The sequence below is a fragment of the Nonomuraea sp. NPDC005650 genome (assembly GCF_040605375.1).
In the GTDB taxonomy this organism is placed as follows: domain Bacteria; phylum Actinomycetota; class Actinomycetes; order Streptosporangiales; family Streptosporangiaceae; genus Nonomuraea.
The window spans coordinates 1-23,762 of the sequence record NZ_JBEXCR010000002.1; the positions used below are offsets into that span (position 1 = coordinate 1).

The 23,762-nt window shown below is 67.4% G+C and carries 29 protein-coding genes and 1 pseudogene; 19 read left to right on the forward strand and 11 right to left on the reverse strand.

Annotation, left to right across the window (positions count from 1 at the left end; translation table 11 throughout):
• Nucleotides 1–317: 317 nt before the first annotated feature.
• Nucleotides 318–737: a hypothetical protein gene (locus ABZS69_RS02760; RefSeq protein ID WP_355365338.1), complete on the forward strand. Its 420-nt coding sequence runs from the start codon at nucleotides 318–320 to the stop codon at nucleotides 735–737.
• A gap of 47 nt (nucleotides 738–784) precedes the next feature.
• Here the strand turns inward: ABZS69_RS02760 and ABZS69_RS02765 are convergent, their stop codons facing one another.
• Nucleotides 785–1,240, reverse strand: a complete 456-nt coding sequence (locus tag ABZS69_RS02765) for a hypothetical protein (RefSeq protein WP_355365341.1) — start codon at nucleotides 1,238–1,240, stop codon at nucleotides 785–787.
• Between the two features lie 202 nt (nucleotides 1,241–1,442).
• Nucleotides 1,443–2,300, reverse strand: a complete 858-nt coding sequence (locus ABZS69_RS02770) for an SDR family oxidoreductase (RefSeq protein ID WP_355365344.1) — start codon at nucleotides 2,298–2,300, stop codon at nucleotides 1,443–1,445.
• Nucleotides 2,301–2,401: 101 nt separating this feature from the next.
• Between ABZS69_RS02770 and ABZS69_RS02775 the strand changes: the two genes are divergently transcribed.
• The 3 genes from ABZS69_RS02775 (at nucleotide 2,402) to ABZS69_RS02785 (ending at nucleotide 5,063) form a co-directional block, all read left to right on the forward strand.
• Nucleotides 2,402–2,974, forward strand: coding sequence for a helix-turn-helix domain-containing protein (locus ABZS69_RS02775; protein WP_355365346.1), 573 nt, complete (start codon nucleotides 2,402–2,404; stop codon nucleotides 2,972–2,974).
• 548 nt (nucleotides 2,975–3,522) lie between these two features.
• Nucleotides 3,523–4,008 carry a SigE family RNA polymerase sigma factor gene (locus tag ABZS69_RS02780; protein WP_355365349.1) on the forward strand — a complete coding sequence of 162 codons (486 nt, stop codon included), beginning with the start codon at nucleotides 3,523–3,525 and terminating at the stop codon, nucleotides 4,006–4,008.
• Nucleotides 4,005–5,063 (forward strand): hypothetical protein, encoded by a 1,059-nt coding sequence (locus ABZS69_RS02785; RefSeq protein ID WP_355365352.1) that lies wholly within the window; start codon nucleotides 4,005–4,007, stop codon nucleotides 5,061–5,063. Before ABZS69_RS02780 ends, ABZS69_RS02785 begins: the two co-directional genes overlap by 4 nt.
• Before the next feature lie 475 nt (nucleotides 5,064–5,538).
• Here the strand turns inward: ABZS69_RS02785 and ABZS69_RS02790 are convergent, their stop codons facing one another.
• Both ABZS69_RS02790 and ABZS69_RS02795 read right to left on the reverse strand, forming a co-directional pair.
• Nucleotides 5,539–6,525 (reverse strand): hypothetical protein, encoded by a 987-nt coding sequence (locus tag ABZS69_RS02790; RefSeq protein ID WP_355365355.1) that lies wholly within the window; start codon nucleotides 6,523–6,525, stop codon nucleotides 5,539–5,541.
• Nucleotides 6,410–6,817, reverse strand: coding sequence for a helix-turn-helix transcriptional regulator (locus tag ABZS69_RS02795; protein WP_355365358.1), 408 nt, complete (start codon nucleotides 6,815–6,817; stop codon nucleotides 6,410–6,412). The genes ABZS69_RS02790 and ABZS69_RS02795 overlap by 116 nt, the downstream gene beginning before the upstream one ends.
• Nucleotides 6,818–7,003: 186 nt before the next feature.
• On the opposite strand from ABZS69_RS02795, the gene ABZS69_RS02800 reads away from it, so the two are divergent.
• Together ABZS69_RS02800 and ABZS69_RS02805 are read left to right on the forward strand one after the other, a co-directional pair.
• Complete coding sequence (locus ABZS69_RS02800; RefSeq protein WP_355365361.1) at nucleotides 7,004–7,324, forward strand: hypothetical protein; 321 nt, start codon at nucleotides 7,004–7,006, stop codon at nucleotides 7,322–7,324.
• A gap of 98 nt (nucleotides 7,325–7,422) precedes the next feature.
• Nucleotides 7,423–7,875, forward strand: a complete 453-nt coding sequence (locus ABZS69_RS02805; protein ID WP_355365364.1) for a hypothetical protein — start codon at nucleotides 7,423–7,425, stop codon at nucleotides 7,873–7,875.
• A gap of 121 nt (nucleotides 7,876–7,996) precedes the next feature.
• Here the strand turns inward: ABZS69_RS02805 and ABZS69_RS02810 are convergent, their stop codons facing one another.
• Entirely contained in the window at nucleotides 7,997–8,704 is a 708-nt protein-coding gene (locus ABZS69_RS02810) for an alpha/beta hydrolase (protein ID WP_355365367.1), read from the reverse strand.
• 129 nt (nucleotides 8,705–8,833) lie between these two features.
• Between ABZS69_RS02810 and ABZS69_RS02815 the strand changes: the two genes are divergently transcribed.
• From ABZS69_RS02815 to fxlM, 3 genes are all read left to right on the forward strand, one after another.
• Nucleotides 8,834–9,403, forward strand: coding sequence for a TetR/AcrR family transcriptional regulator (locus tag ABZS69_RS02815; protein ID WP_355365370.1), 570 nt, complete (start codon nucleotides 8,834–8,836; stop codon nucleotides 9,401–9,403).
• A 116-nt stretch (nucleotides 9,404–9,519) separates the two neighbouring features.
• Nucleotides 9,520–10,488, forward strand: coding sequence for an acetylxylan esterase (locus ABZS69_RS02820; RefSeq protein ID WP_355365373.1), 969 nt, complete (start codon nucleotides 9,520–9,522; stop codon nucleotides 10,486–10,488).
• A gap of 469 nt (nucleotides 10,489–10,957) precedes the next feature.
• The gene (gene fxlM / locus ABZS69_RS02825; RefSeq protein ID WP_355365376.1) at nucleotides 10,958–12,145 is read left to right on the forward strand and encodes a methyltransferase, FxLD system; all 1,188 of its coding nucleotides are present in this window, start codon (nucleotides 10,958–10,960) and stop codon (nucleotides 12,143–12,145) included.
• Nucleotides 12,146–12,231: 86 nt separating this feature from the next.
• On the opposite strand, the pseudogene ABZS69_RS02830 reads toward fxlM, so the two are convergent.
• The 3 genes and pseudogenes from ABZS69_RS02830 to ABZS69_RS02840 all read right to left on the reverse strand — a co-directional run.
• Nucleotides 12,232–12,366: pseudogene (locus tag ABZS69_RS02830) on the reverse strand (LacI family DNA-binding transcriptional regulator); the annotation flags it as partial.
• Between the two features lie 9 nt (nucleotides 12,367–12,375).
• A complete protein-coding gene (locus ABZS69_RS02835) occupies nucleotides 12,376–12,732 on the reverse strand; it encodes a DUF397 domain-containing protein (protein WP_355365379.1) in 357 nt (118 codons plus the stop codon).
• Nucleotides 12,723–12,845: a hypothetical protein gene (locus ABZS69_RS02840; protein ID WP_355365382.1), complete on the reverse strand. Its 123-nt coding sequence runs from the start codon at nucleotides 12,843–12,845 to the stop codon at nucleotides 12,723–12,725. The genes ABZS69_RS02835 and ABZS69_RS02840 overlap by 10 nt, the downstream gene beginning before the upstream one ends.
• Before the next feature lie 61 nt (nucleotides 12,846–12,906).
• On the opposite strand from ABZS69_RS02840, the gene ABZS69_RS02845 reads away from it, so the two are divergent.
• The 5 genes from ABZS69_RS02845 (at nucleotide 12,907) to ABZS69_RS02865 (ending at nucleotide 16,084) form a co-directional block, all read left to right on the forward strand.
• Nucleotides 12,907–13,047 (forward strand): hypothetical protein, encoded by a 141-nt coding sequence (locus tag ABZS69_RS02845; protein WP_355365385.1) that lies wholly within the window; start codon nucleotides 12,907–12,909, stop codon nucleotides 13,045–13,047.
• Between the two features lie 234 nt (nucleotides 13,048–13,281).
• Entirely contained in the window at nucleotides 13,282–13,818 is a 537-nt protein-coding gene (locus ABZS69_RS02850) for a NucA/NucB deoxyribonuclease domain-containing protein (RefSeq protein ID WP_355365388.1), read from the forward strand.
• Between the two features lie 162 nt (nucleotides 13,819–13,980).
• The gene (locus tag ABZS69_RS02855; protein WP_355365391.1) at nucleotides 13,981–14,460 is read left to right on the forward strand and encodes a hypothetical protein; all 480 of its coding nucleotides are present in this window, start codon (nucleotides 13,981–13,983) and stop codon (nucleotides 14,458–14,460) included.
• A 79-nt stretch (nucleotides 14,461–14,539) separates the two neighbouring features.
• The gene (locus ABZS69_RS02860; RefSeq protein WP_355365394.1) at nucleotides 14,540–15,031 is read left to right on the forward strand and encodes an NUDIX domain-containing protein; all 492 of its coding nucleotides are present in this window, start codon (nucleotides 14,540–14,542) and stop codon (nucleotides 15,029–15,031) included.
• Between the two features lie 333 nt (nucleotides 15,032–15,364).
• Nucleotides 15,365–16,084, forward strand: coding sequence for a DUF998 domain-containing protein (locus ABZS69_RS02865; RefSeq protein ID WP_355365397.1), 720 nt, complete (start codon nucleotides 15,365–15,367; stop codon nucleotides 16,082–16,084).
• Between the two features lie 65 nt (nucleotides 16,085–16,149).
• Here ABZS69_RS02865 and ABZS69_RS02870 read toward each other — a convergent pair whose 3' ends face one another.
• Together ABZS69_RS02870 and lgt are read right to left on the reverse strand one after the other, a co-directional pair.
• Nucleotides 16,150–16,434: a DUF3027 domain-containing protein gene (locus tag ABZS69_RS02870; protein WP_355365400.1), complete on the reverse strand. Its 285-nt coding sequence runs from the start codon at nucleotides 16,432–16,434 to the stop codon at nucleotides 16,150–16,152.
• Nucleotides 16,435–16,565: 131 nt separating this feature from the next.
• Entirely contained in the window at nucleotides 16,566–17,384 is an 819-nt protein-coding gene (gene lgt / locus ABZS69_RS02875) for a prolipoprotein diacylglyceryl transferase (RefSeq protein WP_355365403.1), read from the reverse strand.
• A gap of 112 nt (nucleotides 17,385–17,496) precedes the next feature.
• On the opposite strand from lgt, the gene ABZS69_RS02880 reads away from it, so the two are divergent.
• The 5 genes from ABZS69_RS02880 (at nucleotide 17,497) to ABZS69_RS02900 (ending at nucleotide 22,568) form a co-directional block, all read left to right on the forward strand.
• A complete protein-coding gene (locus tag ABZS69_RS02880) occupies nucleotides 17,497–18,624 on the forward strand; it encodes a sensor histidine kinase (protein ID WP_355365406.1) in 1,128 nt (375 codons plus the stop codon).
• Nucleotides 18,625–18,670: 46 nt separating this feature from the next.
• The gene (locus ABZS69_RS02885) at nucleotides 18,671–19,315 is read left to right on the forward strand and encodes a response regulator transcription factor (RefSeq protein ID WP_355365409.1); all 645 of its coding nucleotides are present in this window, start codon (nucleotides 18,671–18,673) and stop codon (nucleotides 19,313–19,315) included.
• A gap of 263 nt (nucleotides 19,316–19,578) precedes the next feature.
• On the forward strand, nucleotides 19,579–20,622 hold the full coding sequence (locus tag ABZS69_RS02890; protein WP_355365412.1) for a peptidoglycan-binding protein: 1,044 nt from the start codon (nucleotides 19,579–19,581) through the stop codon (nucleotides 20,620–20,622).
• A gap of 56 nt (nucleotides 20,623–20,678) precedes the next feature.
• Nucleotides 20,679–21,572 carry a peptidase inhibitor family I36 protein gene (locus ABZS69_RS02895; RefSeq protein WP_355365415.1) on the forward strand — a complete coding sequence of 298 codons (894 nt, stop codon included), beginning with the start codon at nucleotides 20,679–20,681 and terminating at the stop codon, nucleotides 21,570–21,572.
• A 36-nt stretch (nucleotides 21,573–21,608) separates the two neighbouring features.
• Nucleotides 21,609–22,568 carry a SpoIID/LytB domain-containing protein gene (locus tag ABZS69_RS02900; RefSeq protein ID WP_355365418.1) on the forward strand — a complete coding sequence of 320 codons (960 nt, stop codon included), beginning with the start codon at nucleotides 21,609–21,611 and terminating at the stop codon, nucleotides 22,566–22,568.
• A 54-nt stretch (nucleotides 22,569–22,622) separates the two neighbouring features.
• On the opposite strand, the gene ABZS69_RS02905 is transcribed toward ABZS69_RS02900, so the two are convergent.
• Nucleotides 22,623–23,672: an NBR1-Ig-like domain-containing protein gene (locus ABZS69_RS02905; protein ID WP_355365421.1), complete on the reverse strand. Its 1,050-nt coding sequence runs from the start codon at nucleotides 23,670–23,672 to the stop codon at nucleotides 22,623–22,625.
• Between the last annotated feature and the right edge of the window lie 90 nt (nucleotides 23,673–23,762).

Here is a 23,762-nt window from a genome sequence, read left to right on the forward strand (position 1 = left end):
GCCACGAGCGTAGGTCCTTGTGTCGTGCGAACTTTGGTCGGTTCAACACGGCAACCTACGCTCGTTTCCTTTTACACCGCAGCTCGGACGCGACCAACCCCTGTCGTTGTGGCCTTCGTTGTAGTAGCGGGCCTAGATCTTCTGCATCGCTCCCCCGTGGGCGACTCGCGGTTGGGTCGCCGGGGGGATGCCGTTAACGTCGCGTCACCCTGCTCCAGGCGCCTCGCGCCAGCCTGGAGCGGCCACTCTCCAATTCCTGGGCGCGCCCGTCGATCTATGCACATACTGGGCGCATGGAGCCACAAGATGCGTTTGACATGGTCATCAAGAAGAACGTCCCTCTGTGGACCCAGCTACTGGACCTGAGGGTGGAGGGTTTCTACAACAGTGCGCTGCTTATCAAGTTCCCCTGGTCCGACATCCTGGCCCTGCAACGCCTGACGCTGTCCACCGCGGCGATCACGGCAGCCGCCGACGTCGCCGGTCAGGTTGCAGTTGCCTGCGCGCTGGATGAGCTCGGTCAGACATGGGAGTCGATGCGGGTGTCAGAGTACGTAATGAAGAGCTACAGACCGATATCGAGACCGGACGGTGACTACTCCGAGATCTTGATCTTCGCCAGGGCGACGGGATGCACCAAAACAGACGCCCGCTGTGAGATCACCATAGGGTCGTCGAACATGGATGTGGATGATTTCCCGGTCGCAGCCACAGTGACCTACGCACTTCAGCCCTGACGACCGTCCCCGGCACTCACACGTCGGCACCGTTGGACCGGGCGCGGTTATGCCGGCCCGGCATCCAGGTGGGTGCCGCGTGGTACGGCGTCCGGGGACAGGTCGAGTCGCAGCCGCCGGTACCGCATCGGGTGCCGCCACCGGCCGCGCTCGTCGGCGACGTCGGCCAGGACCTCGACCACCAGTTCGGGCACGACCTGCTGGTAGGTGATCGGGTCGCCTTTGCCGGGCAGGTCGCTCGCCCATCCGTGAACGCACTTCTGGGCGTGGAAAGGGTCGTCGGGCGCCGCCTGGCGGGCGGCGGCCGGGACCGGCCGGAGAGCCGCATGCCCGGTCGGCCGATCCATCAGGCGGCGCCCGGCGCGGTGCGCGGTGAACTGGAGCAGATCGCCCCGGTAGGCGCGCACGGTGTGCGGGGAGGCGCCCGCGTTCTTCTGGTCGGTGAGGAAGTCGTCCAGATGCCGGGCGAGCGCGTGGTCGCGTCCGAGCTGTTCGACGATCACTGGATCCACTCTGGACCTTCCATCCGCCAGGGTGCCTGATAACTGGGAAACGAACCATCAGCGCGGGAGGTGCGGTCTCCAGCTCACGATTGGCGTCCGATCTTGTTCTTGCCAGATAACAAGGGCTATCTTGCAACCCCTCCGGAAGCTGCGTCTGGCGGCATCCCCCGGGGTCTCCAGTTCCGGCAAGTCGGCGTGGGGCTCAGTCGGTGAAGGCGACGGATGCCGCCAGGTCCTTCTGGGCTTCCAGCGCGGCCAGTCGCTCGGTGAGTGCGTTGTGCATGAGGTGGAGGCCGTCGGCACCGAGCGCGAGGCGAAGGGGCGGGTTCGGGTCGCGGGTGGTGTCGTAGATGGCGGCGGCGACCTTGGCCGGGTCGCCGGTGAAGATGCTGGGATCGGGGTTCTGCATGAAGCCCCGGATCTGCCCGACGGCGTTGGTGCGGTAGGCGCCCGTTTCGGTGGTGTAGCGCATGGCTGAGTTGAAGCCGGTGCGCATGGCGCCGGGCTCGATCAGGGTGAGGCGGATGTCGAAGTCGGCGACTTCGCCGCCGACGCTCTCGGTGAAGCCTTCGAGCCCCCACCGGCCCGCGTGGTAGGCGCTCTGTGCCGGCATGGCCATCTGGCCGCCGGCGCCGGACATCTGGATGATCCGGCCACCGCCCTGCTTGCGCATCGGCTTCAGGAAGGCCCGGGTGATCAGCATCGGCGCGAGCAGGAGGACCTCGATCTGGTCGCGGATCTGCTCGGCGGTCATCTCCTCGGCGGCGCCCATGAGGGCGTATCCGGCGTTGTTGACCACGATGTCCACCGGTCCGGACTGGAGGGTCCGGCTGATCACCGTGTCGATGTCGGCGGGCCGCGTGAGGTCGAGGCTCTCGACGGTCAGCCGGTCGCCGTAGGTCTCGCGCAGGCCGTTCAGGGCTTCGGCTTCGGTGGGGCGGACCGTGGCGGTGACGTGGTCGCCGTGGCGCAGGGCGTGCTCGGTGAGGCGGCTGCCCATGCCGCCGGAGGCTCCGGTGATGAACCAGCGGCGTACGGCCTTGTCGGCGAGGGTGGTCATGAGTTCTCCTGAGGTAGAGTCGTACCGGAATGCTTTCCGCTTAAGACCTTAAGCGGAACGCGTTCCGGAATGCAAATGGAGACGATGCCGGAGGTAACCGCATGTCCACCCCTCGCCGGACCAGGAGTGACGCGCTCCAGAACCGGGAGCGCCTGCTGGAGGTCGCCGCACGCGTCTTCGCCGAGCAGGGACTGGACACCGCTCCGGCCGCCATCGCCAAGCAGGCGGGCGTCGGCGTCGGCACGCTCTACCGGCACTTCCCGACCCGGGAAGCCCTCATCGTCGCCGCCCACCGGCAGCAGCTCGCCGGCGTGTGCGAGACGGCAACAGAACTCCTCGCCCGGCACTCGGCCGCCGAAGCCACCCGGGCCTGGCTGGAGAACTTCCTCGACTACGCCACAGCCAATACCGAGATGTGCGCGGCGCTCAACACCGTCATCGCCTCTGGAGCCGATCCCTACGCCGACAGCAGCACACTCCTCACCAGCGCCGTCGCCACCCTCCTCGACGCGGGCGCCCGCGACGGCAGCCTGCGAACCGACGTCACCCCCGCCGACGTCCTGCTCCTCATCGGTGGCGTCTCCTATTCGGTGCAGCACAGCACCAAAGAGCAGGTCCGTCGCCTCATCGACCTCCTCATGGACGCGCTGACCAAGAACGCGACCGTGAGTTGAACCCCACGCCCGTGGCCGGGTACTGGTCGATATTCCCTGACGGCGTCGGGAGCTACGCAACGTCCTCGTTGGGGAGATCGGGGATCTGCCCGAGCTCTCGCAGGCCATGCGCCCAGGCATGTTTTGCCTGCTTATCGTGGTTGCGGTCATGCAAGCGAGGGCGAATATTTCGTCTTGAAGGGTTCCGCGTGGAGCCGGCGCTAACCGGGCTCACCCCTTCCAGACCAGACACCATCAGGGTGCTTACCGGCGATCCGGGCCGGCGACCCACACAGACGGCAACCGTCACTGCGGAGGGAGCGATGCAGAAGATCCAGGCCCGCTACTACAACGAAGGCCACAGCGACAGGGGTTCACTGACCTGGGAAAACCCCGCTAACGCCGGATTCCGTTCCAAATCTCTCTGACCCCCACGCCCGCCAGGGCGTGCAGACCACTCGGTGGTGATAGTTGCCGATGGCATGCATGCGTACCAGCTCGGCCTGCTGCCGCGCGGTCTGTGCGGGGGCTCTATCCGAAGAAAGTTTTTGCAACGAGGACGTCGGCCCGTGCGTCCCTGGAAGGTGGAGTTCGAGGAGTTCGTCCGCGCCAGGAGTCATGCGTTGCTGCGCTACGGCCTGGTGCTGACCGGCAGCGCCGACGACGCGGCTGACCTGGTCCAGGAGGCTCTGCTCAAGTTGAGCTCCTCGTGGCGGCGTGTACGCAGCAAGGACGACCCCGAGGGGTACGTTCGGACGATCATGGCCCGGCAGCATGTGAGCTGGTGGCGCAGACGACGGCTGGAACACCTCACAGCGGAGGTTCCCTCGCCGGTCCATGAGGACGAACACGAGCTCGGCGAGATCTGGCAGCGCCTGCGGGCCTTACCGGCCAGACAGCGCACGGTGCTGATCCTGCGCTACTACGAGGATCTCGCCGATGAGGAGATCGCGGCGAGGCTCGGCATCTCGCAGGCGACCGTCCGCAGCCAGGCATCGCGCGCGCTGGCCACACTGCGCGTCCGCGCGGACGCACTCACGGGGAGGTGGAGATGACAACCGAGGAGAAGCTGGCTCAGGCGTTGCGCACCATTGCCGATCGGGCCGAGGACCAGGATGTGTTGCCCGGCGTGATGGCCGAGAGACGACGCCGGAGGCGTAGAAAGGCGAAGGGGGCGCTCGTGGCGGTCTGCGCGGCGGCCCTGGGATGGGGTGCGATGGTCGCCTGGCCTGCACCGCAAGTCGTCGTGGACACGGCTGAGCCGGGGCTGTCGCAGCCGGAGGGCAACGCGGTCGAGCGGGTGTGGCCGCAGGCCGTGTTCACGATGCCCGCGCGCTCCAGGCCGCTGGCGGCGATCAGCGCCACAGAGGTGCTGGTCTGGGGCGAGCGAGGGACGCTTGAGGTCTACGACGCCGCTTCCAAGGGTTCACGAATCGTCGCTGCCCTCAGGCAGGCGCCGCAGCATCTGGCCGTCGATCGTGAGCGGGTGGTCTGGCTCGTCGACGGGCAGGCCTGGGTCGCTCCCTTGCGGGCCGGTGGGCAGGCGAGGAAGGTCGGGCCTATCTCGGGTGAGAACGTCGATCGCATGGCGCTCGCCGGCCAGGATGTCGTCTGGTCAGCACCGCTGGACGGGGTCTGGCGGATGAGGATCGACGGCGGAGTCCCCGAACGGGTGCCCGGGTCCAAGGGCCTGCAGCTCGTGGAGTGGCCGTGGGCGACAGACGAACCTCTGGACGTTCGCACGAATCCGACCAAAGTCGTCAACCTGCAGACGGGAGTCACCATCAAAGTTCGCCCCGCAGTAGGCGTTGAGGGCCTGCGCTGCGGGCCGACCTGGTGTACCGGGAGGCGCGGAGACGACACCGTTGTCCAGCGCAGCGACGGCAGCTGGAACGACGTCCATCGAGGGCTGCGCGACTACCCGTATCGGGATCGGTTCTTCACCGGCTCCGGCGAAATCTACGACGCCCGCACGCGGACGACCGTGACCTTCGAGGGCGCCCAGCTGCCGTCGGGTGGCCAGCAGTGGTCGTCAGGTAGCGGTGTCATTTTCTGGACGCAGGACGCCGGCGTCCGCGTGGTGAACCTGGCTGCCGTTGCTCAGCCGTAGAACGCATCGACAACAGGTACGCGCAACCAGCCCGAGAGTAGCTTTCTGTAATCGCGCTCACGGATTGTGTTACCAGGGGCCATTCGGGCGGTGTTTCATAAGCGACGACGCATGAAACGCGATCAACGGCCGGTCGCGTCCAGGCGAACACCGTTTCATAGGTCAGTGCAAACAGGTGGTCGGTTGAAACGCCCCTATGCAACGCTTCCGAGGTGCGCGATAACGACTACCTCCGTGTGGAGGCCACGCCTGCCCGATGAGCTCCTGCGCCGCCCCTAGCCGACTCGCCCTGCCGGACCGGCAAGGACAAAGTGGCCGTCCAAAACCACATCGCCCGCTTCCGGCTCGTGCCCGCACTCGCCAAGGCGCTCACCGTGGCCACCCGGCCGTGCGTAAACCGGGCACTTTTGTGGATCGAGTTGCCCGCCCGACCACGCGGGGTGGTGTGGGTCGTCTTGCACGACGCCCCCGCCTGTCAGGCCTCGATGGCCAGCAGCGAGCGCAACTCCCCTACTGCTGGCCGGTCCCGCTGCTCTAGCGGTACCGCGCGCAGGACCATGCGCGCCGTCTCCAGGATGTGGTTGGTCTGGAAGCCAGCGGGCAGCGAGTCGATCAGCTCGGCTGCGAGTCTGGCGCCCTCGTCCGCTCCGCCAAGCGCAGCCGTGCTGATCGCCTCATGTAGTTTGGCGTTCATGCGGTACTGGTAGGACCGCTCGGGAATGATCTGAAGAACCTGGTCGCGAGCAGCGTCTGCCGCTGCCTCGTTGTGCGAGTAGGCCGCTACCCAGCTTTCGGCGAACGGGATCTGATCCGGCTTGAAGAAGTCCCAGCGATCGCCAGCGATCCCCTTGTCCATGTGATCATGGAGATCTCGCAGGATACCGGCCGCTTCCTTTGAACGATTCAGCAGCGCCAGCGCCTTGGCCCTGGCGGTCATGAGCCGAGGCCATGGACGACGACTGATCTGGCGAGCATTCTCGATCAGCCGTAGGACGGTCTCAGGCTCTCGCTGCCCGTAAAGACCGTGAATTGCCTCTTCGCTGCGAACCAGAAGGCGGAGCTCAAGGTCTCTGGAGGCGTCAGCGGTCTTACGAGCGGTGCTCCACCAGCGGATGGCGGCCCCGTGGTCGCTGACCCGGGTCAGCGCGTTGGCCTGGATGACGGCCAGCAGGGCCGCCACTCGGTACAGCTCGGTCAGCTCGTCGCCGGACGTGGTGTGCATCTGCTGTCGAAGGGCGTAGAGGTCGATCGACAGGTCCTTGATGACCTGGGCGGGTGGGCGTGTGCGCAGGGCGTGCAGGTGATCGGCCCGTGCGATATCCCAGTCCTCGGCACTGCGAGGTCGATCAGTCGTGTGATCGAGTTCCTGTCGAACGATCTCGTCGAAGCCGACGATTCCAACACTGGCGGCTAGCCCGAACAGCCGTCGGCGTTCCGTGGCGTCCTCCCCGGTCTCCCCCATACTGGTCGTTTATATCCAGAGTACGCACTGGACTCAGTGGGGCGATAGGAGGGAGGATCTCCGCATTTGGAGCGGATTTATTCTCATTTCTCTCAGATGCCTCGATAAGCGCGCCTTGCGCATTGGTCGCGGCTTCCAGCGCTTCGACCACTGTACGGGTTGGCTTCCTCTGCCCGTTTTCCAGCTTGTAGACGTAGCTAGTGGAGATGCCCGCCGCATTCGCCACCGCTCCCAGAGTGCGGTTGCCGCGTAGGTGGCGCAGGACCTGCCCGAACGTCTCTTCGCCCACCATCGCCTCCGTGCGCCCGAGATCTTTTTCCCTACCCGCAGCCCAGGGAACGGCGGGGAACGTGTGTCCAACGCGAAATATGGACTGCGACTCCCCGTGCTGGCCACGCTACTGCTGAACGGCGTAAACGTCGCACGGAATCACTTCGGCGCACCTCAATACGCATGCGGTCCACGTTTGGAGCCTGGAATGTCCCTCGTCAATGCCGAGTTGCACGCTCTCGCTGATCTCGCGGCCCATGACCCTGAGACCAGGGCGTTGCTCCACCTCGATCTGAAGGACTTCCAGCTCTCCGTCCTGCGCACCGCCTTTCAGAGTTGGGATATCTGGTACGGGCTCGACTCGTCAGGTCATTGGGTGTGGACGGCTCGGCCGCACTGGGTGCTGACGCTCGAGACGGCCAGGGCTGGCGTGCTGCCGGAGGTTCAGAGGGGCGACCCGATTGCTCTCATGGCCGTGCTGGCGACGCAGCAGGAGATCGTCCAGCGCCTGGCCGGTTCCCGCCCGTGAAGCCCCCGGCCCGCCGTGCCGGGCAGGCGGCGGGCTGGGCACCAGGCCGGGCCACGGTGTCCGGCGCCATCGAAGAATCAACTCAAGGGAGAACTCCCATGACAGCCAGATCGATTCAGCCCGACCTGTGGGGGGTAGCCGTGGAAGAGGCCAAGTTCACGCTGCTTGACGGCACGGGCATCGAGTACGCGGCGATCGGGGACAGCGACGACTACGCCGTTCGCGACAAGGACCGGCCGGAGGTCGAGCTCCGCCGGCCCGGTGGCGACTTCCGCACGCTGGGCGCGCTCCTCGGCCGCGGCCCCGGAGGCGGCTCCTCGGACGAGGACCTCCACGACATCGACGTGGATGAAGACCGGTACGAGGTAGCCGAGCAGACGCGACTGGAGTACGCCAGGGTCAACGACCACGACGCCTACAGCGTTCGCGACCAACAGCACCCGGGCGTGATTCGCAGGCCCGGCAACGACTGGCGCAGGATGGCCGGAGAGGGCAGGACCCCGCCGCTGGATCTCTACTCGGGTGTTTGTGCCCCTTCTGGAGCTCGCTGAGAGCTCGCAGTGCGGCTGGCCCCGACCACCCACAGGGTGGCGGGATCCGCGCGTTGACGACCGGCATGAAACCTCGTCACCGCGCCAGGCCGAAGTCCCTGGTTCGGTGACGAGTGGCCATTCAGCTGACGCTCTTGGCGGCTTCGATGATGAGCTCGGCCACGGCGTCGGGCTGGGAGATGGACGCGGCGTGGGAGGCCTTGATGCGCACGGCGTGCGATCCGGCGCGTTCGGCCATGAACTCCTGGGCCTGGGCGGGGATGGCGTTGTCCTCGGTGGCGATGACCGCCCAGGAGGGCAGGGTCCGCCAGGCCGGCTGGCCCGAGAGCGGGGCCGTCAGGGCCTTCTGGGACACGGGGCGCTGGGTGACCGCCAGGACGTCGGTGGTCTCGGTGGGCAGGTCGCCGGCGATGACGTCCTGGTAGTGCTGGGGCAGGATGCGCAGCTCCGGCTCGCCCTCGTGCTCGATCGCGCTGGTGGTGTCCGGGCCCATCTTGGCGCCGGGGAAGCGGGCGGCGTTTTCCAGGGCGCTCTCGCCCTCGTCGGGCTGGAACGCGGCGACGTAGACGAGCGTGTCGACGTTGGCGGCGTCGCGGGCGGCGCGGGTGATCACAGCGCCGGCGTAGGAGTGGCCGACCAGGACGACCGGGCCCTCGACGGCGTTGGTGACGGTGGCGACGTACGCCGCATCGGATTCGAGGTCGCGCAGCGGGTTTGCGGCGGCGACGGCGGTGTAGCCCTGGGCCTGGAGGTTGGCGATGACGCCCCTCCACATGCCGGAGTCACCGAAGGCGCCGTGGACCAGGACGATCGTGGGTGTGGTGCTCATGGTTCCTGTACTCTCAAGGAAGGGAGAATGATCGGTCTTTCTGCGAGAAAGACTAGTCGTTCTCTATGAGGGCTGCAAAGTGATCATCTTTGCTGACAAGAACGACTGATCTTTCTCTAGGCTGGATATATGAGGACCCCTTCGGAACTGCACCCCAAGGACCGGCTGCTGCACACCGCCTCCCGCCTGTTCTACGCCGAAGGCATCCACGCCGTCGGCGTCGAACGCCTCATCAACGAGGCCCAGGTCACGCGCGCCACCTTCTACCGCCACTACCCGGCCAAAGACGACCTGGTCGCCGCATACCTCACCACCACCGCCGAGGGCATCCGCGAAGCCGTCGCCGCAGCCCGGGAAGGCAAGCCCCCACACGAGGCGCTGCACGCGGTCATGGCCGTGCTCGGCGACGCGACGCTCGAGGACGGCTTCCGCGGCTGCCAGTTCCTCAACGCCGCCGCCGAGTACCCCGACCGCGCCCATCCGGTGCGCGCGGTCATCGACGACCAGCGGTCGTGGCTGTTCGGAGTCCTGCGCGACCTCGCGGCCGACCTCGACCACCCCGATCCCGACCACGCGGCACGCCTGCTCGTGCTCCTACACGACGGCGCGTTCCAGTCCGCCGAGCTCGACAACCCGACCGTCGTCCGCGAGACCCTGCGCCGCACGATCAACCAGCTCTTCCCCGCCCACGAGGCATGAAGGGCCCGCCTCGCACCGCGAACACCGCAGCGACGGGGCAAGCAAGCAAGTTCCGCCAGCTTCCATCGCATTCGTCGCTGTTCACTACTTGAGTCCGTTTGGAGTACACACCCGCCATGGCATTGTTCGACCTTCCCCTGGAGCAGCTCCGCGATTACCGGCCCGACATCCCCGAACCGGCCGACTTTGACCAGTTCTGGAAGACCACCCTCGCCGAGGCTGCCGCCCACGATCTCGACGCCCGGATCGAACCGTATGAAACCGACCTGGTCACCGTGGAGGCCTTCGACGTCGTCTTCGCCGGGTTCGGCGGCCACCCGATCAAGGCGTGGCTGGTCAAGCCCAAGGGCATCGACGGCCCGCTGCCGTGCGTGGTCGAGTACATCGGCTACTCCGGTGGCCGCTCCTACCCATGGGCGCACACCACCTACCCGGCCGCGGGCTGGGCGCACTTCGTCATGGACACCCGCGGCCAGGGCTACGGACACTGGAACCCCGGCGACACCGGCGACCCGTACGGGACCACCGGCCCCACCGCCAAGGGCTGGGTGACCCAGGGCCTGGAAGCCCCCGAGCACTACTACTACCGGCGGGTCTTCACCGACGCCTACCGCGCCGTCGACGTCGCCAAGGGTGCCGAGGGGATCGATCCGGACCGGATCGTGATCGCCGGCGGCAGCCAGGGCGGCGCGATCACCCAGGCCGTCGCCGGCCTGCGCGCCGACATTGCGGGCGCGATGGTCGACGTGCCGTTCCTGTCGCACATCCGCCGCGCGGTGACCATCACCGACGCACCCGTGTACGGCGAGTTCGTCGAGTTCCTCGCGGGACAGCGCCTGAGAGAGGACCAGGTCTTCGCGACCCTCGACTACTTCGACGGCGTCCATTTCGCCGCGCGCGCCACCGCCCCGGCGCTGTACTCGGTGGGCCTGATGGACGCCGACTGCCCGCCCTCGACCGTCTTCGCCGCCTACAACCGCTGGCAGGGCGAGAAGCGGATCACCGTGTGGCCCTGGAACCGCCACGAAGGCGGCGGCATCCGCCACCGCGGCGAACAGCTGAAGTTCCTGGCCGAACGCAAGTAGCAAGCGGCATTCGCAGATGAAGACAGGGGCGGGACCATCGGTCCCGCCCCTGTGCTTTGGACCGCATCGGGTTGTCCCGCCGCTTGCAGCCGCCCGGAGGTACCCGTGGAAGACAGGCGACTTGTCCGACCACACGCCGATCCGTCCCTTCTCGAAGATGACGTCTGGCCACCGCACCCCGACCCCCTCACCACGCCGCAGGCCGCGTACCGCGATCAGAAATGGCGGCTACCAGGAGACCGGGCGCGGCGGGGACGCCAAGACCATCACCACCGTCCACGCGACTCTCGTCACGAAGCACCAGACAGCCCATCGCCACCGAGGCCGACGGCGACCAACCGGGACACCACGTTCTCCTCGGCGCGTCCGGTGGACAGGAATGTTCGGCCCGGTCAGCGTGAACCCGCGCCGCACCAAGCCCCCTCCGCGAAGCCGCCGACCAGACGACACAACGCAAGGAGATCCATCTGTGAATGACGAGACCATCGACCAAGCGCGGGCCGCTGAGCTGAGGGACAAGCTCGCGGACGAACTCAAGGAAGCCGGATTCATCGCGTCGGCCCAGGTCGAAGCGGCGTTCCGCACGGTACCTCGGCACGCGTTCGTGCCGGCCGGCACCCCGCTGGAAGTCACCTACCAGGCCGACAGCGCCGTGGTGACCAAGAAGGACGAGCACGGGGTCGCGATCTCCTCCGTCAGCGCCGTGTTCATCCAGGTGGCGATGATCGAGCAGGCGCGGTTGGAGCCGGGCATGGCCGTGCTGGAAATCGGTTCAGGTGGCGTCAACGCGGCGATGCTGGCCGAAGTCGTCGGGCCGGACGGCCAGGTGGTCAGCGTGGACATCGACCCGGAGGTGACCGACCGCGCCATCGCGCTTCTGGACGCCGCCGGGTACGGCGACCGGGTCACGGTGCTCACCGCCGACGCCGAGCACGAGATTCACGGGTTCGGGCCGTTCAACGCGATCATCGTGACGGTCGGCGCGTGGGACCTGGCCCCGGCCTGGCTACGCCAGTTGGCCGAGGGCGGCACGCTGGTGGTGCCGTTGCGGATGAACGGCATCAGCCGCTCCATCGCGTTCCGCCGCACGAACGACCATCTCGTCAGCACGTCCGCCGTGGTGTGCGGGTTCGTCCCCATGCAGGGAGTTGGTCAGCACAACGACAGGGAATTCCGCCTACCGGAACCGCACGGCCACACCGTCACGCTCCGGTTCGACGACGGAGCACCCGACAACCCCAGTCTGCTGGACGGGGTGCTGGCCGGCGACCGCAGCGAGGCGTGGTCCGGCGTCACGGTCGAGCACGGGGTGTCGTTCGCCGACCTGCACCTGTGGTTCGCGAGCTTCCTGCCTGGCTTCTGCAAGCTGGCCGTTGAGGAGGGAAGCGAGCTGGCCCAGGAGCGCAAGAGCTGGTTCCCCTTCGCCGGAGTACGCGGCGACTCCTTCGCCTACCTTGCGGTGCGGCCCGCGTTGGAGGGCGCGGGCGTGGAGTTCGGGGCAGGAGCCTACGGTCCGCACGGCCCGGAGGCGGCGAACGCGATGGTCGCCCAGATCCAGGCGTCGACCTCCACATCGCCGTTGGACGTCGCCACGTTCACGCTCAGCTGGTGGCGGCGAGCCGCGTCGGTGATCTGCTGGGTCAGCCCCGCGAAGTAGGACGGCGTGATCTCAGGCAACACCAGCCCGACCGAGTCGGTGCTGCCCGTCTTCATGGCCCGCGCCACGACGTCGCGGCGGTAACCGAGCTCCGAGATCACGTCGAGCACCCGCTGCCGGGTAGCCGGCGCGACCTGACCAGGAACGTCGTTCAGCACATAGGAGACCACGGCAGTGGATACACCTGCCGCGCGCGCGACGTCCTTGCGCGTGACTGCCATGCGTCGATCTTACGGCAGGCTTGCCGGGCCACGACTGGCATCGCGACTACAGAGAGTTAGTTTTGGGCCGGCTGTACGGACCCGAGTGGAGGGCCTGGGAGGAGGGCCTCTGCACCCAACCGAACCCCCCTCTTCGCTAGCGTCGGTAGAGGGCCAGAAGTCGAACTCGCCCTTTTTCGCACCGTCAATGAATGTGGCCCATACCTCGGGCCGAACGACGAAGGGAGCCTGGTCAGGCGCTTCGGTGTCGCGAATGCCGACACGGCCGCCGGACAGTGGCGCGACTTCGATACAGTCTCCGCCGTTTCCGGTCGAGCGTGTCGCCTTGCGCCAGGCCGCCGTCTCCAGCTCGGCCGTCAGGTCCATTTCTCCACCATCTTCCTGATGAATTCGACCGACGCCCTCTGGGGGAGAGCATCCGCCCTGATGGCGTCCAGCTTCATGGTAACCAGCTCAACCACCTCGGCGTAGCTCGTCACGACGGGCTCGGTAGCGGTCTCCAGATAGACCGTGTGACGGACGCCGTTGGGCGCTTGCGCGATGACGATACCTCCGCTCAATGCCCTGCTGATCGGCTACCTCTCCGCCGCTATTCGGTCGATCCGCCGCGCCCGGCGAGCCGCCAACCGCCACCCGGCCCACCCGGAACACCCCCAGCCGCCGTACCCGCCCGCCTCGTGAACAGCAGGCACTTCCTCTCCCCACCACCTGTCCATTCTTTGGAGCCCGCCATGCCCGAGCCTGTTGCCCCCGCCATAGCTGCGCATGCCGCCGCCCACCTCAGCAATCTGCGGGAACTACTGCACGATCTCGGCCTGCACGCCCACCTGCTCACCCCGGACGAACGGCTACCGCGCCTACGGGCGATCAACCCCCCAAGCCGCCACCCTGTCGGAGCTCATCTTCGCTGCCCCGATGGACGACCAATGGCTGTTCTGGTGGTACATCGAGACGGCGTTGGACACCACGCCAATGCCAGGACGTACCCGGCCGTGCGACACGGAAGACCCGCCGCTGCGGGATTGGACGGGCACCGAGCAGCGGAAGAAGTTTCCCAGGAATTGGGCCGCGCCAGCCAACACCATCGCCGGGAATCCGCCGACGCGAGCGACGAAAGACGAGAAGGCGGACAACCGCGGCGTCTTCAACCACAGTACCTTCACCGTGAACGGCCAGCAGTACACCAGAAACTACTGCAGGTACTACTATGAGGATCGATACAACGACCCGGGTTATATCAGGTTGGTCGACCCGAAATACCAAGAGCTGCAGTGCGATGAATATCCCTTCGCCTCGACTAAGCAGGGTGCGAACAACGAATTCTACGATTATTCACTCAGAGCGCTCGGCAGACAGCACAACGGACTACAGGGCTCGGCCCTGAACTCCTTCTACACGAAATACCGGGTGGTGAATCCCGGAGACCCGTTCTGGGTCATGATCGATCCCTGATCTCCAGCGCGGAACCGGACGAATGACTCGCGTAACGAGAGGAACCGAGTGCCGAACAACGCTCATCCGCGTCCCGCCGAAGACCAATGGGGTCTCCTGTCCTCGCACGGCTTCTCGGAGCGCTTCGCAGGCACCTGGGTCGAAGGAAACGCCCCCGAGTCCGTGGCCCAGCAGCTTGGCGCCGACCTGGACAGCCGGCTGGTCTGCGATCTTCCGACCGCCATGCGGTGGTACGACCCGTACTCTCCTGAGGAGATCATCTGGGTCGGTCCGCACGCGCCCGGATGGTTGCACATCATCAGTCTCAGCGGCGGGCCCGTCGCCCCCTTCCCCATCAGCGGGAGCGGCCGCCGGCTGTTCTACCTGGAATACGATGACGGGGAGGGCGGAGCGCACGGCCTCTCCTACTGGCGTGACGGCCAGAACAGAGGTCAGTGCGGGCGCGACTCCAACTTCCTCGGAGAGCTGGAGCCGCTGCTCGGAGAGTACAACCTCGAATCGACCGCTACGGCCGGCTTCGCCGACGAGGAGGACGAACTCAACGACTACCTCCATCTGATCGGACTGGTCACCGGCCGCTACATCGACCACGAATGGTTCGGCACCTCCGGCACCCTGTACCACATCCCGGACGAAGCCTGAAGTCGACGGCGCCCCAACCCGACCGCATCTACCTCGCCGACCACGTCAACGATGGTCGCCTGCTCGTGGAAGATCGAAGGTGAGCAGCCAGAAGGGACCGATCATGTCTGTTCGCTTGAGCGCCGTCGTCAAAAGGCCGGACGGGCGGCTATTGGCCCTGGGGCAAGGCTTGCCGGACAACGCCCAACGCCACTTCTTGCCTGGTGGTGAGGTCGATGCTGCCACGACGACCTTCGAGGACGCTCTGCGACGCGTCCTGCACGAGCAGCTCGGCATCGAGTTGACAATCGGTTCGCTCATTCACGTCGACCGGACGGGCGACCACGATGAGTACGTGTTCGTGGCACATATCGCAGACCACGACGACACGCGATTCCGCATCCCAGCGCCCAACGGATGCTTCTGGGATGGCATCGAACTCACCCCTGCCGCTGTCCATGCTGCCAACTTCATGCCCAGGGGGATCGGCGCGCTCATCGCCGGTCACCTGCGTCACGGCCGGCCTCCGTGGGCCCTGCCCGACCTGCGATCGCGGCCCCAGGCGAAACGACGCCACCGCAAGACCCGCTGAGTGTCCCCTCGCCACCACCTCACACACGTTCGCGCGAACACCCGAGGCTGTCAGCGTCACCCGTCGCCTGACCGATCTCGAAGGGTCAGGCGGCGCGGCATGGGGTGCCGGTCCCGGTCGGCGGCGGGGCTCAGGGTGCCTGTCGGCCGAAGCCGGCCCGCCGCTCAGGGCGCGGGTTGACTTCAACCTAAGTTGAGGTTGAAGACTGCTCTCGCAGGCCTCGGAGAGGTCGAGTACCGCACATGCCAGCCGCTGCCGGATGCGCGGGGTGCCTGCTCGGTCGGCAAGACATCTGTGCGCTCTGGCAGGGCGACTCAAAAAAGGAGAACCGGCATGGCGACGCCACAGGCTGACACCGCGGATCAGCGACTGACGACCAGGCTTCTGCTGTTCTCTGGCGCGATCGGCCCGGTGGTCTTCGTGGCCGTGTATCTCATCGCCGGGGCTGCCCGTCCCGGGTACAGCACCTGGCACCACACCATCAGTACGCTCAGCCTGGGCGATCAAGGGTGGATACAGATCGTCAACTTCATGCTCTACGGATTGCTCACGCTGTGCTTCGCAGTGGGCCTGAGGCGCGTTTTACGGACCGGGGCCGGCTCCCTGTGGGGGCCGATCCTGTTCTTCGTCGTCGGGCTCGGCCTCATCGCCATCGGTCCGTTCGTGACGGACCCGATCCTCGGCTATCCGACGGCGACGCCCGCTGTCGCGAGCCTGGGCGGTTCCATCCACAACCTCACGAGTCTGATCGTATTCATCGCCCTCCCTGCCGCCTGTTTCGTGCTGGTAAGGCGATTTGCTCGCGACAAGTGGCGTGGATGGGCTTCCTACTCGATCGCGACGGGCACCCTTGCCGTCGTGTTCTTCGTGCTCTTCTTCGCCGGCGTTTCGGCTGCCGACGGTCAGGACGGGGGGACCTCGGCAGCCGGGCTGTTCGAGCGGATGCCCACCGTCATCCTCGGCGTCTGGCAGAGTCTGCTCGCGCTCCGGCTCCTGGGCGCGAAGACCTTCGAGCATGGCGCTTCAGCTGAGGTGACGACTGCGACAAGGTGATCGGGCAGCGAAGATGTGCGGGTGATGAGCAGGCTCGGGTTGCGGTTCACCTCCGTACCATGCCGTTACCCGAACGAGCCGTCCTCGCGGTCGACGAACCGTACGCAGCCGTCGTGCTCGAACCGCACCCGCCCGTCGAACGACGAGGCCGGGTTGGTGCAGGCCCCGTAGTCCAAGCCGAGCTGACCGCTCAACGCGATCCAGAAACGGCATCCTCCGCACTGGGCGTAGTACCACTCGTCCAGGTACTCGGGTTGGGCGGTGGAGCGATTCAGCGACGCGCCCCACCGCGCATGGCACTGATCGTTGTGAGCTCGATCATTACCCGTCCAAGGCTCACCAGTGGCCATTCTTGGCGCCTCCGCCCGAATCCGAAATCGCGGTGTTGCGTCGGCGGGTGGCAAGGCCTCGGTCGTCGTGGCCGGATCCCACGCGCGCCTCCAGCCCGATCTTGGCACTTCGGCGGGCGTGGAGAGTGCGTTCAGCCGAGTTCCGCAGGCCGGGGGGCGGTGGTCGGCGGATGGCGGGTGGCGGTCAGGTAGGCGATCGCCGCCCCGAAGACCAGCAGCGCGGTCCAGACGTTGAAGCGCAGCCCCAGGATGAGAGGGGCGGGGTCCATGCGCAGCCACTCGATCCAGGCGCGGCCGGCGGTGTAGGCCGCGGCGTAGAACGCGAACGTCCGGCCGCGGTCGAACCGGAAGCGCCGCTCGGCCCAGAGGACGAGCCCGGCCACGCCGAGGTTCCACAGCGACTCGTAGAGGAACGTCGGATGGTAGGTGGCCGTGGATTCCAGGCCGGGCGGCCGGTGGGCGGGGTCGATCTCCAGCGCCCAGGGCAGGGTGGTCGGCCTGCCGTACAACTCCTGGTTGAACCAGTTGCCCCAGCGGGCGATCGCCTGACCGAGGGCGATCCCGGGCGCGACGGCGTCGGCGAAGTCGCGCAGCGGAATGCCGCGCCGGCGGCAGGCCAGCCACGCGCCCAGCGCGCCGCCGGCGACGGCGCCCCAGATGCTGATCCCGCCCTCCCAGATCGCGAAGACGCGCAGGGGGTCCTTGCCGGGGCCGAAGTACTGCTGCCAGTCGGTGGCCACGTGGTAGATCCGCGCACCGACCACGCCGAACGGCACGGCCCAGGTGGCGATGTCCCCGACCGTGCCACGCTCGCCGCCGCGGGCGGTCCAGCGGCGCTGGGTGACCCAGATGCCGACGGCGATGGCGAGCACCATGAGCAGGGAGTAGGCGCGGATGGGCAGCGGGCCGAGGTACCAGACGGCCTGGGACGGGCTGGGGATGGCTGTCACGCCGTCGAGTCTGGCTCCGGTGCGGCCGCGCGCGCATCGAGCGGGACACCGATCGCCGGGTCAGTCGACTGGTTGATGCCGGAGCGGCGGGTGGTTGATTATCGTCGGTGCTGTGGAGTCCTGGGAGCGGTCCCGGCGCCGGTGGCAGCACGCCTTCTTCGTCTCGTGGCTGGTGCTGACCTCGGCCGGGCCACTGATGGAGGTGGGGCACGCCCTGCCGGTGGCGCTCGTGGCCGGGCTGGCCGCCTGGTATGCGGTGTGGTTCGTGCTGCGTACGCCTCCTGCGGGTGAGGTGCCCCTGCCGTACGTGGTCGGCGGCGGGTTGCTCTGGTTGGGGCTGTTCGCGATCGACTCGTCCTTCCTGGTGGTCTGCCTGAGCGTGCTCGTCCCGTACTGCATGGACGCCCTGCGCGTCGGGCTGGTCGCGGTGCTGTCGTGCGCCGGGGGCTGGTTGTGGCACAGCTACCACGAAGGCGGGTCGATCACCTGGACCGAGATCGCCATCACCGCGCTGATCGCGATCAGCGCGGCCACCGCGGTCGGATACTTCTATTCGGTGGCCCGGCAGAGCGACGAGCGCAAGGAGCTGATCGACCAGTTGCAGGCCGCCCAGGAGGCGCGGGCGACGGCCGAACGGCAGGCGGGCGTGGCCGCCGAGCGGCAGCGGCTGGCTCGCGACATCCACGACAGCCTGACCCAGGGGTTCGCCAGCGTGGTGATGCTGCTGGAGGCGGCGCAGGAGCGGTTGCCCGACGACCGGCACCTGACCCAGGCGTTGCGGGCCGCCAGGGAGAACCTCGCGGAAAGCCGCCGCGTGGTGCGGGCGCTGCGGCCCGGCGAGCTCGACGACGGCGGCCTGCCGGAGGCGCTGCGGCGGCTGTCGGGCCGGCTGTCCGACGAGACCGGCATCGAGGCGCACACCGTGATCACCGGCACGTTCCGGCCGCTGGAAGCCCAGGTCCAGGCAGAGCTGCTGCGCGTGGCGCAGGAGGCGGTCGCCAACGCCCGCCGCCACGCCCGTGCCGAGCAGGTCACCCTGACGCTGTCGTACATGGAGGATTTGGTCGTGCTGGATGTCCACGACGACGGCGACGGCTTCGATCCGGAGCGGACCGCCTCCGGCCACGGCCTGCTGATCATGCTTGAGCGGATGGAGCAGCTCGGCGGCACGCTCCTCGTGGAAAGCGCGTCCGGGGAGGGCACCACGGTCGTGGCCAGCCTCCCGGCGGTGGCGCGATGACCGCGCGGGTCGCCTCGGTCGTGGCCAGTCTTCCGGCGGTGGCGCGATGACCGCGCGGATCGCGATCCGGGTCCTGATCGCCGACGACCACCCGGTGGTCCGTGACGGCATCCGGGCGATGCTCGGCACCCAGGACGATCTGGAGGTGGTCGGCGAGGCCGTCTCAGGCTCGGACGCGGTACGGCTGGCGCGTGACCTGCGGCCGGACGTCACGCTGATGGACCTGCAGATGCCCGAGCTCGACGGCGCGACGGCGATCGGCCGGATCCGCGAGCACGACCCCGGCGCCAGGGTGATCGTCCTGACCACGTATGACACCGACAGCGACATCTCCCGTGCCATCGACGCCGGAGCGATCGGATACCTGCTCAAGGACACCCATCGGGAGCAGCTGTTCGACGCCATCAGGGCGGCGGCCCGAGGGGAGAGCGCCCTGTCGCCGGCGATCGCGACCCGGGTGTTGTCGTGGGCGCGCGCCGACGCGCCCGGCGCCCTCAGCGGCCGGGAGATCGAGGTACTGGGCGCGGTCGCCCAGGGGATGAGCAACAAGGCCATCGCCGCCCACCTGTGCATCAGCGAGGCCACGGTCAAGACCCACCTGCTGCACATCTTCGCCAAGCTCGACGTCGACGACCGCACCGCCGCCGTGACCGTGGCGGCCACACGGGGGATCATCCGCCTCGGCGGCTAGGAGAGGTCCTTCTCCGTGCTCGCCGAGCCGTGCGTCGCCATGAGCTGAGCGGCCGGCGCTCACGCGAAGCTCGGCCCCTCCCGTGTCGGAGCCGGCCGCCGTAACCGGTTCCCGACCGCGGTCAGCCGGCCGCCACAGCCGGTTCCCGATTGCGGTCAGTTGAGCCCAAAACTCGTCGGCCTGAGCCCCATTTCGGGCGGCAACGGGACCCGCAGGCCGTTCGCGGAGCGGGCTGCCCTCGTCAGCGGCCCCCTCAGGTCGCCTTGGACGAACGCGCGCCCACCTACCGCGTCATACCCGGTCTGAGCTGGCGTTTCCACCTGTCAAACGGCGCGTACGCCCGTACGGAGAAGTTCGTCGAACAGGCTGACAACACCGATCTGCTACCGGACACGCGAGCGAACCGAAACCTTGGATTCCGCCACACAGGAATCGCCCCAGCCCCTGAACCGGGAGTAACGATGAAGCTGCCCTCACGCGCCGCTGCCCTCTTGGCGGCCGCCCTCTTCGCTTCACTGACTGGAGTGTCCGAGGCGTCGGCGGCACAGACGGCTGACGCTGAGGCCCTTCCGAGCCTGAACATGGAAGCCGCCGTCAAGGCGGCCCAGATCGACCCGCGGCGGCCCGACAACACGCTGACCCCGGGCGCCAAGGCCAGCGTGCTCCTCGTTGAGCAGGCGCTGAGTGACCAACGTTTCCTCGACGCGAAGTGGGTGGACGGCTACTTCGGCACCACAACGGTCGCCGCCTACGCGAAATACCAGAAGTCGCTCGGCCTCACCGGTCTCGACGCCAACGGCCTGCCAGGCAAGACGTCGCTCACCAAGCTCGGCGCCGGCCGCTTCAAGGTCACCAACGTCATCGACCCGGGCGCCCGGGTGTCCACCGGCGGTTTCGTCATCAACGCCCGCACGCGAAGCATGCTGGCGGAGGCCAAGCGGCTGCTCGGCCGCGACCTCAAGCTGGATCAGGGTTCGTACAACCCCGGTGGCGACCCCACATCCGCGGGCACCCACGACGGCGGCGGCGTGGTCGACATCTCGGTAAAGGGGATGAGCTCCGCCACCCGCACCTCGGTCGTCCGCACGTTGCGCCTGGTCGGCTTCGCCGCATGGCTGCGTAACCCCCAGCAGGACGACTGGCCGTGGCACATCCACGCCACCGCCATCAACGACACGAGCCTCTCCGGCCAGGCGCAGCACCAGATCGGTGACTACTACCTCGGCTTGAACGGGCTCGCCGGCCGCGGCCCGGACGACGGCCCGAAGGTGACCATCCGTACCTGGGAGGAGTACCAGCGCCGCTGACTCCCCCATCCGAAACCCAGACTCCGCAAGCAGTCCGCAGACAGAAGGAGAACAGCATGAGCAAGCTGACCAGGATCCTCGCCACGGCGACCACCGCGATGGCGCTCGGCGGGACGGTCCTCGCCGCCGCACCGCCCGCCTCGGCCGCAAGCCGCGACGGCGTCTGCGATACCGGCGAGTTCTGCTACTACTTCAACAGCAACAACCAGGGATCGCTCTCCGACTTCACCGGGTCGATCGACGACTACGCCACCACCCAGCCCACCTGCTACGACTTCAAGGGGGCGGGCGAGGGCAAGGGCAAATGCATCAAGAACGCCGCCGCCTCCGTCTGGAACCGCAGCAGCAAAACCGTCCGCGTCTACTTCAACAGCGGCCACACCGGCACGTACCAGGACTTCGCCGCAGGCGCCAAGGGCAACCTGAACGCCTCCCTGAAGAACCAGAACGCCTCGCACCAGTTCAGCCCGGGGTCATCACCGTCGCGCAGCAACATGTCGACCTCGCTCTACAAGGCCGCCGGCACGATCACCTGCGGCTTCGACGGTTACACCTCCACCGCCGGCCGGCATGAAGGCATCGACATCGCCCGCGGCATCGGCTCGAATGTCTACAACCTGGTGGCGGGCAAGGTCATCAACGTCGTACGCGGATCCACCGGCAGGGCGGGACTTTCCACGATCGCCGTCTACAACGCCGCGGCGAACAAAACGGTGATCTACCTGCACTCCGCTCCGTCGTCCTCCCTGCGCGTGGGCCAGCAGGTCAGCCGCGGCCAGGTCATCGCCACCGAGTCGTGGCATGGAGTGTCGAGCCGTTCGTCCGCGCACACCCACGTCGAGATGCGTCCCGGACAGCAGACGCGTGCGGCCAAGAGCGTCGGCGACTCGCACCTGGAGAACCCGAACCCGACCTCGTTCTGGAACTCCCAGGGCTACACCGTCCGATAACGCTTCGCGGCCACCGACAAGATGAGGAAGACAACTGTGCCTTTACGAACTGTCCGGCTGATCTCGCGGCTCGCGGCCGCGGCGACCGCCGTGATGGCGCTCGGCGGGACGGTCCTCGCCACCGCACCGCCCGCCTCGGCGGCGAGCCGCGACGGCGTCTGTGACACCGGCGAGTTCTGCTACTACTTCAACAGCAACAACCAGGGATCGCTCTCCGACTTCACCGGGTCGATCGACGACTACGCCACCACCCAGCCCACCTGCTACGACTTCAAGGGGGCGGGCGAGGGCAAGGGCAAATGCATCAAGAACGCCGCCGCCTCCGTCTGGAACCGCAGCAGCAAAACCGTCCGCGTCTACTTCAACAGCGGCCACACCGGCACGTACCAGGACTTCGCCGCAGGCGCCAAGGGCAACCTGAACGCCTCCCTGAAGAACCAGAACGCCTCGCACCAGTTCCTGGGCTCCACGACGCCGACGCCGACGCCGACCGGGTGCAAGACCGACGGCACGGACACCAAGCTGCCCACGACGATCCTCGTGTACCGGAAGTCCATCGATCGCGTGGAGCGGGTGGATTTCAAGACCTACGTCAAGAACGTCCTGCCCAACGAGTGGGTGACGAGCTGGCCGAGCGAGTCCCTCAAGGCCGGGGCGATGGCCGTGAAGAACTTCGGCTGGTACTGGGCGCTGCACTCCAACCGCAAGACGTCAGACGGCCGGTGCTTCGACGTCTACGACCACACGTCGAGCCAGGTCTACAAGCCCGGCTCCGCGAAGGCGGTGACGAACGCCGCGGTCGACGCGACCTGGGGCGCCCGGCTGACCCGCAGCGGGAAGATCTTCCGGGCCCAGTACTGCTCCACGACGACGGCGTGCGGCAACTGGGTCGACGGCGACTGGATGTCGCAGTACGGCTCCCGCGATAAGGCCAGAGCGGGCTGGAGTTACTCCAGGATCCTCAAGAACTACTACACGGGGATCGTTCTCGGCTGAACCCCCTGAGCAGGTCGGACTCTGGTTCCCCGCCGTGTCACACATGGCGGGGAATCAGAGTCCGTCGACGATGATCTGGAAGTTGATCGGCCGGCTTCCGGGGAACACGACCGCTCCCGAGGCGTCTACCATCTTGAACCTCACGTAGCACAGGCCCAGCTTCCTGGGCGTGGTGATGACGGTCTGGATGTCGACCGTCTCGCCAGGTTGCGTGTCCTTGATCGGCACGTCGGAGATGGTCTGGCAGTGATCGGCTTGCTGCGTGGAGTCGAGGCGCCGCAGCGAATATCCCTTCCACGGCACGTCCCCGGCGTTCTTGAGGCGCCAGATCTTGGTCATGGTCTGGCCGGGACCGACGCGCGAGCAGTCGGCGAGCGTGACGTCCTCGATGAACACGGCCGCATCGCCCTTGTACAACGGCGGGGCCCACGGCGGGTTGGTCGAGCGCACCGGGCATTCGGCGGCCGCGGCAGGCGCGGCGATCGACGGGCTGCCGGTCGGGTGCAGGCTGTTTCCACCGGGCGTGGAGCCGCGATTGACGACGGCCGCGGCGACGATCGCCGCCCCCAGGATGACAGCCGCTGCCGTGAACGCGGCCGGGCGCGTCAGCCGTAATCGCTCTCTGCTCCCCGACGCAGGGCGCGGAGGCTGGACGTCGCCCGCGAAGGACAGTGGCGGCGTACGCACGAATGCCAAGGTCTCGCCGGCCGACCGGGGCGGTTGCGACCCGCTGGCGAGTTGCATGGTACGAAGCTCCGCGGCGCCTGTGACGGCGACGGCGAGCCCATCAGCCGGCCGGTCCGCCAGGGTGTCCACGCGCATTGAGGGATCCCCGGCGCTCGTCGACCTGACCGCCAGGTTCGCTCTCTCCCAGCGTTCGCGGTACGCCGCCGGGTCTGCGTCACACGCCTTGACGAATTCGACAGTGGTCTCCCAACTCGGGAGCCGGTTACCCTTCGTGGCTTCATGCAACGTCGTGTGAGAAATCGCTCCGGACCGGCCGGACATCTCACGGAAAGGTGGGTTACCGACCGCGTTGCGTAACTCCCGCAGGGTCCCCGCGAATTCCTCGATTATCTCCGCCCGTGCACGCTTGTCGTCCACCGTGCGAAGGTAACAGCACCCACGGTCTTCACTCAACTCAACCGGAGGAATCGGTCCGAAGCCAGACGCGATGAATGTGCAATAAGCCGT

Excerpts from the sequence above, each read along its gene's own strand:
- ABZS69_RS02760 (WP_355365338.1), top strand. The coding sequence starts at position 318 with ATGGTCATCAAGAAGAACGTCCCTCTGTGGACCCAGCTACTGGACCTG.
- ABZS69_RS02770 (WP_355365344.1), bottom strand. The coding sequence starts at position 2,300 with ATGACCACCCTCGCCGACAAGGCCGTACGCCGCTGGTTCATCACCGGA.
- ABZS69_RS02775 (WP_355365346.1), top strand. The coding sequence starts at position 2,402 with ATGTCCACCCCTCGCCGGACCAGGAGTGACGCGCTCCAGAACCGGGAG.
- ABZS69_RS02785 (WP_355365352.1), top strand. The coding sequence starts at position 4,005 with ATGACAACCGAGGAGAAGCTGGCTCAGGCGTTGCGCACCATTGCCGAT.
- ABZS69_RS02790 (WP_355365355.1), bottom strand. The coding sequence starts at position 6,525 with ATGGGGGAGACCGGGGAGGACGCCACGGAACGCCGACGGCTGTTCGGG.
- ABZS69_RS02795 (WP_355365358.1), bottom strand. The coding sequence starts at position 6,817 with ATGGTGGGCGAAGAGACGTTCGGGCAGGTCCTGCGCCACCTACGCGGC.
- ABZS69_RS02800 (WP_355365361.1), top strand. The coding sequence starts at position 7,004 with ATGTCCCTCGTCAATGCCGAGTTGCACGCTCTCGCTGATCTCGCGGCC.
- ABZS69_RS02805 (WP_355365364.1), top strand. The coding sequence starts at position 7,423 with ATGACAGCCAGATCGATTCAGCCCGACCTGTGGGGGGTAGCCGTGGAA.
- ABZS69_RS02810 (WP_355365367.1), bottom strand. The coding sequence starts at position 8,704 with ATGAGCACCACACCCACGATCGTCCTGGTCCACGGCGCCTTCGGTGAC.
- ABZS69_RS02815 (WP_355365370.1), top strand. The coding sequence starts at position 8,834 with ATGAGGACCCCTTCGGAACTGCACCCCAAGGACCGGCTGCTGCACACC.
- ABZS69_RS02820 (WP_355365373.1), top strand. The coding sequence starts at position 9,520 with ATGGCATTGTTCGACCTTCCCCTGGAGCAGCTCCGCGATTACCGGCCC.
- ABZS69_RS02835 (WP_355365379.1), bottom strand. The coding sequence starts at position 12,732 with ATGGACCTGACGGCCGAGCTGGAGACGGCGGCCTGGCGCAAGGCGACA.
- ABZS69_RS02845 (WP_355365385.1), top strand. The coding sequence starts at position 12,907 with ATGACGATACCTCCGCTCAATGCCCTGCTGATCGGCTACCTCTCCGCC.
- ABZS69_RS02850 (WP_355365388.1), top strand. The coding sequence starts at position 13,282 with ATGGACGACCAATGGCTGTTCTGGTGGTACATCGAGACGGCGTTGGAC.
- ABZS69_RS02865 (WP_355365397.1), top strand. The coding sequence starts at position 15,365 with ATGGCGACGCCACAGGCTGACACCGCGGATCAGCGACTGACGACCAGG.
- ABZS69_RS02870 (WP_355365400.1), bottom strand. The coding sequence starts at position 16,434 with ATGGCCACTGGTGAGCCTTGGACGGGTAATGATCGAGCTCACAACGAT.
- ABZS69_RS02885 (WP_355365409.1), top strand. The coding sequence starts at position 18,671 with ATGACCGCGCGGATCGCGATCCGGGTCCTGATCGCCGACGACCACCCG.
- ABZS69_RS02895 (WP_355365415.1), top strand. The coding sequence starts at position 20,679 with ATGAGCAAGCTGACCAGGATCCTCGCCACGGCGACCACCGCGATGGCG.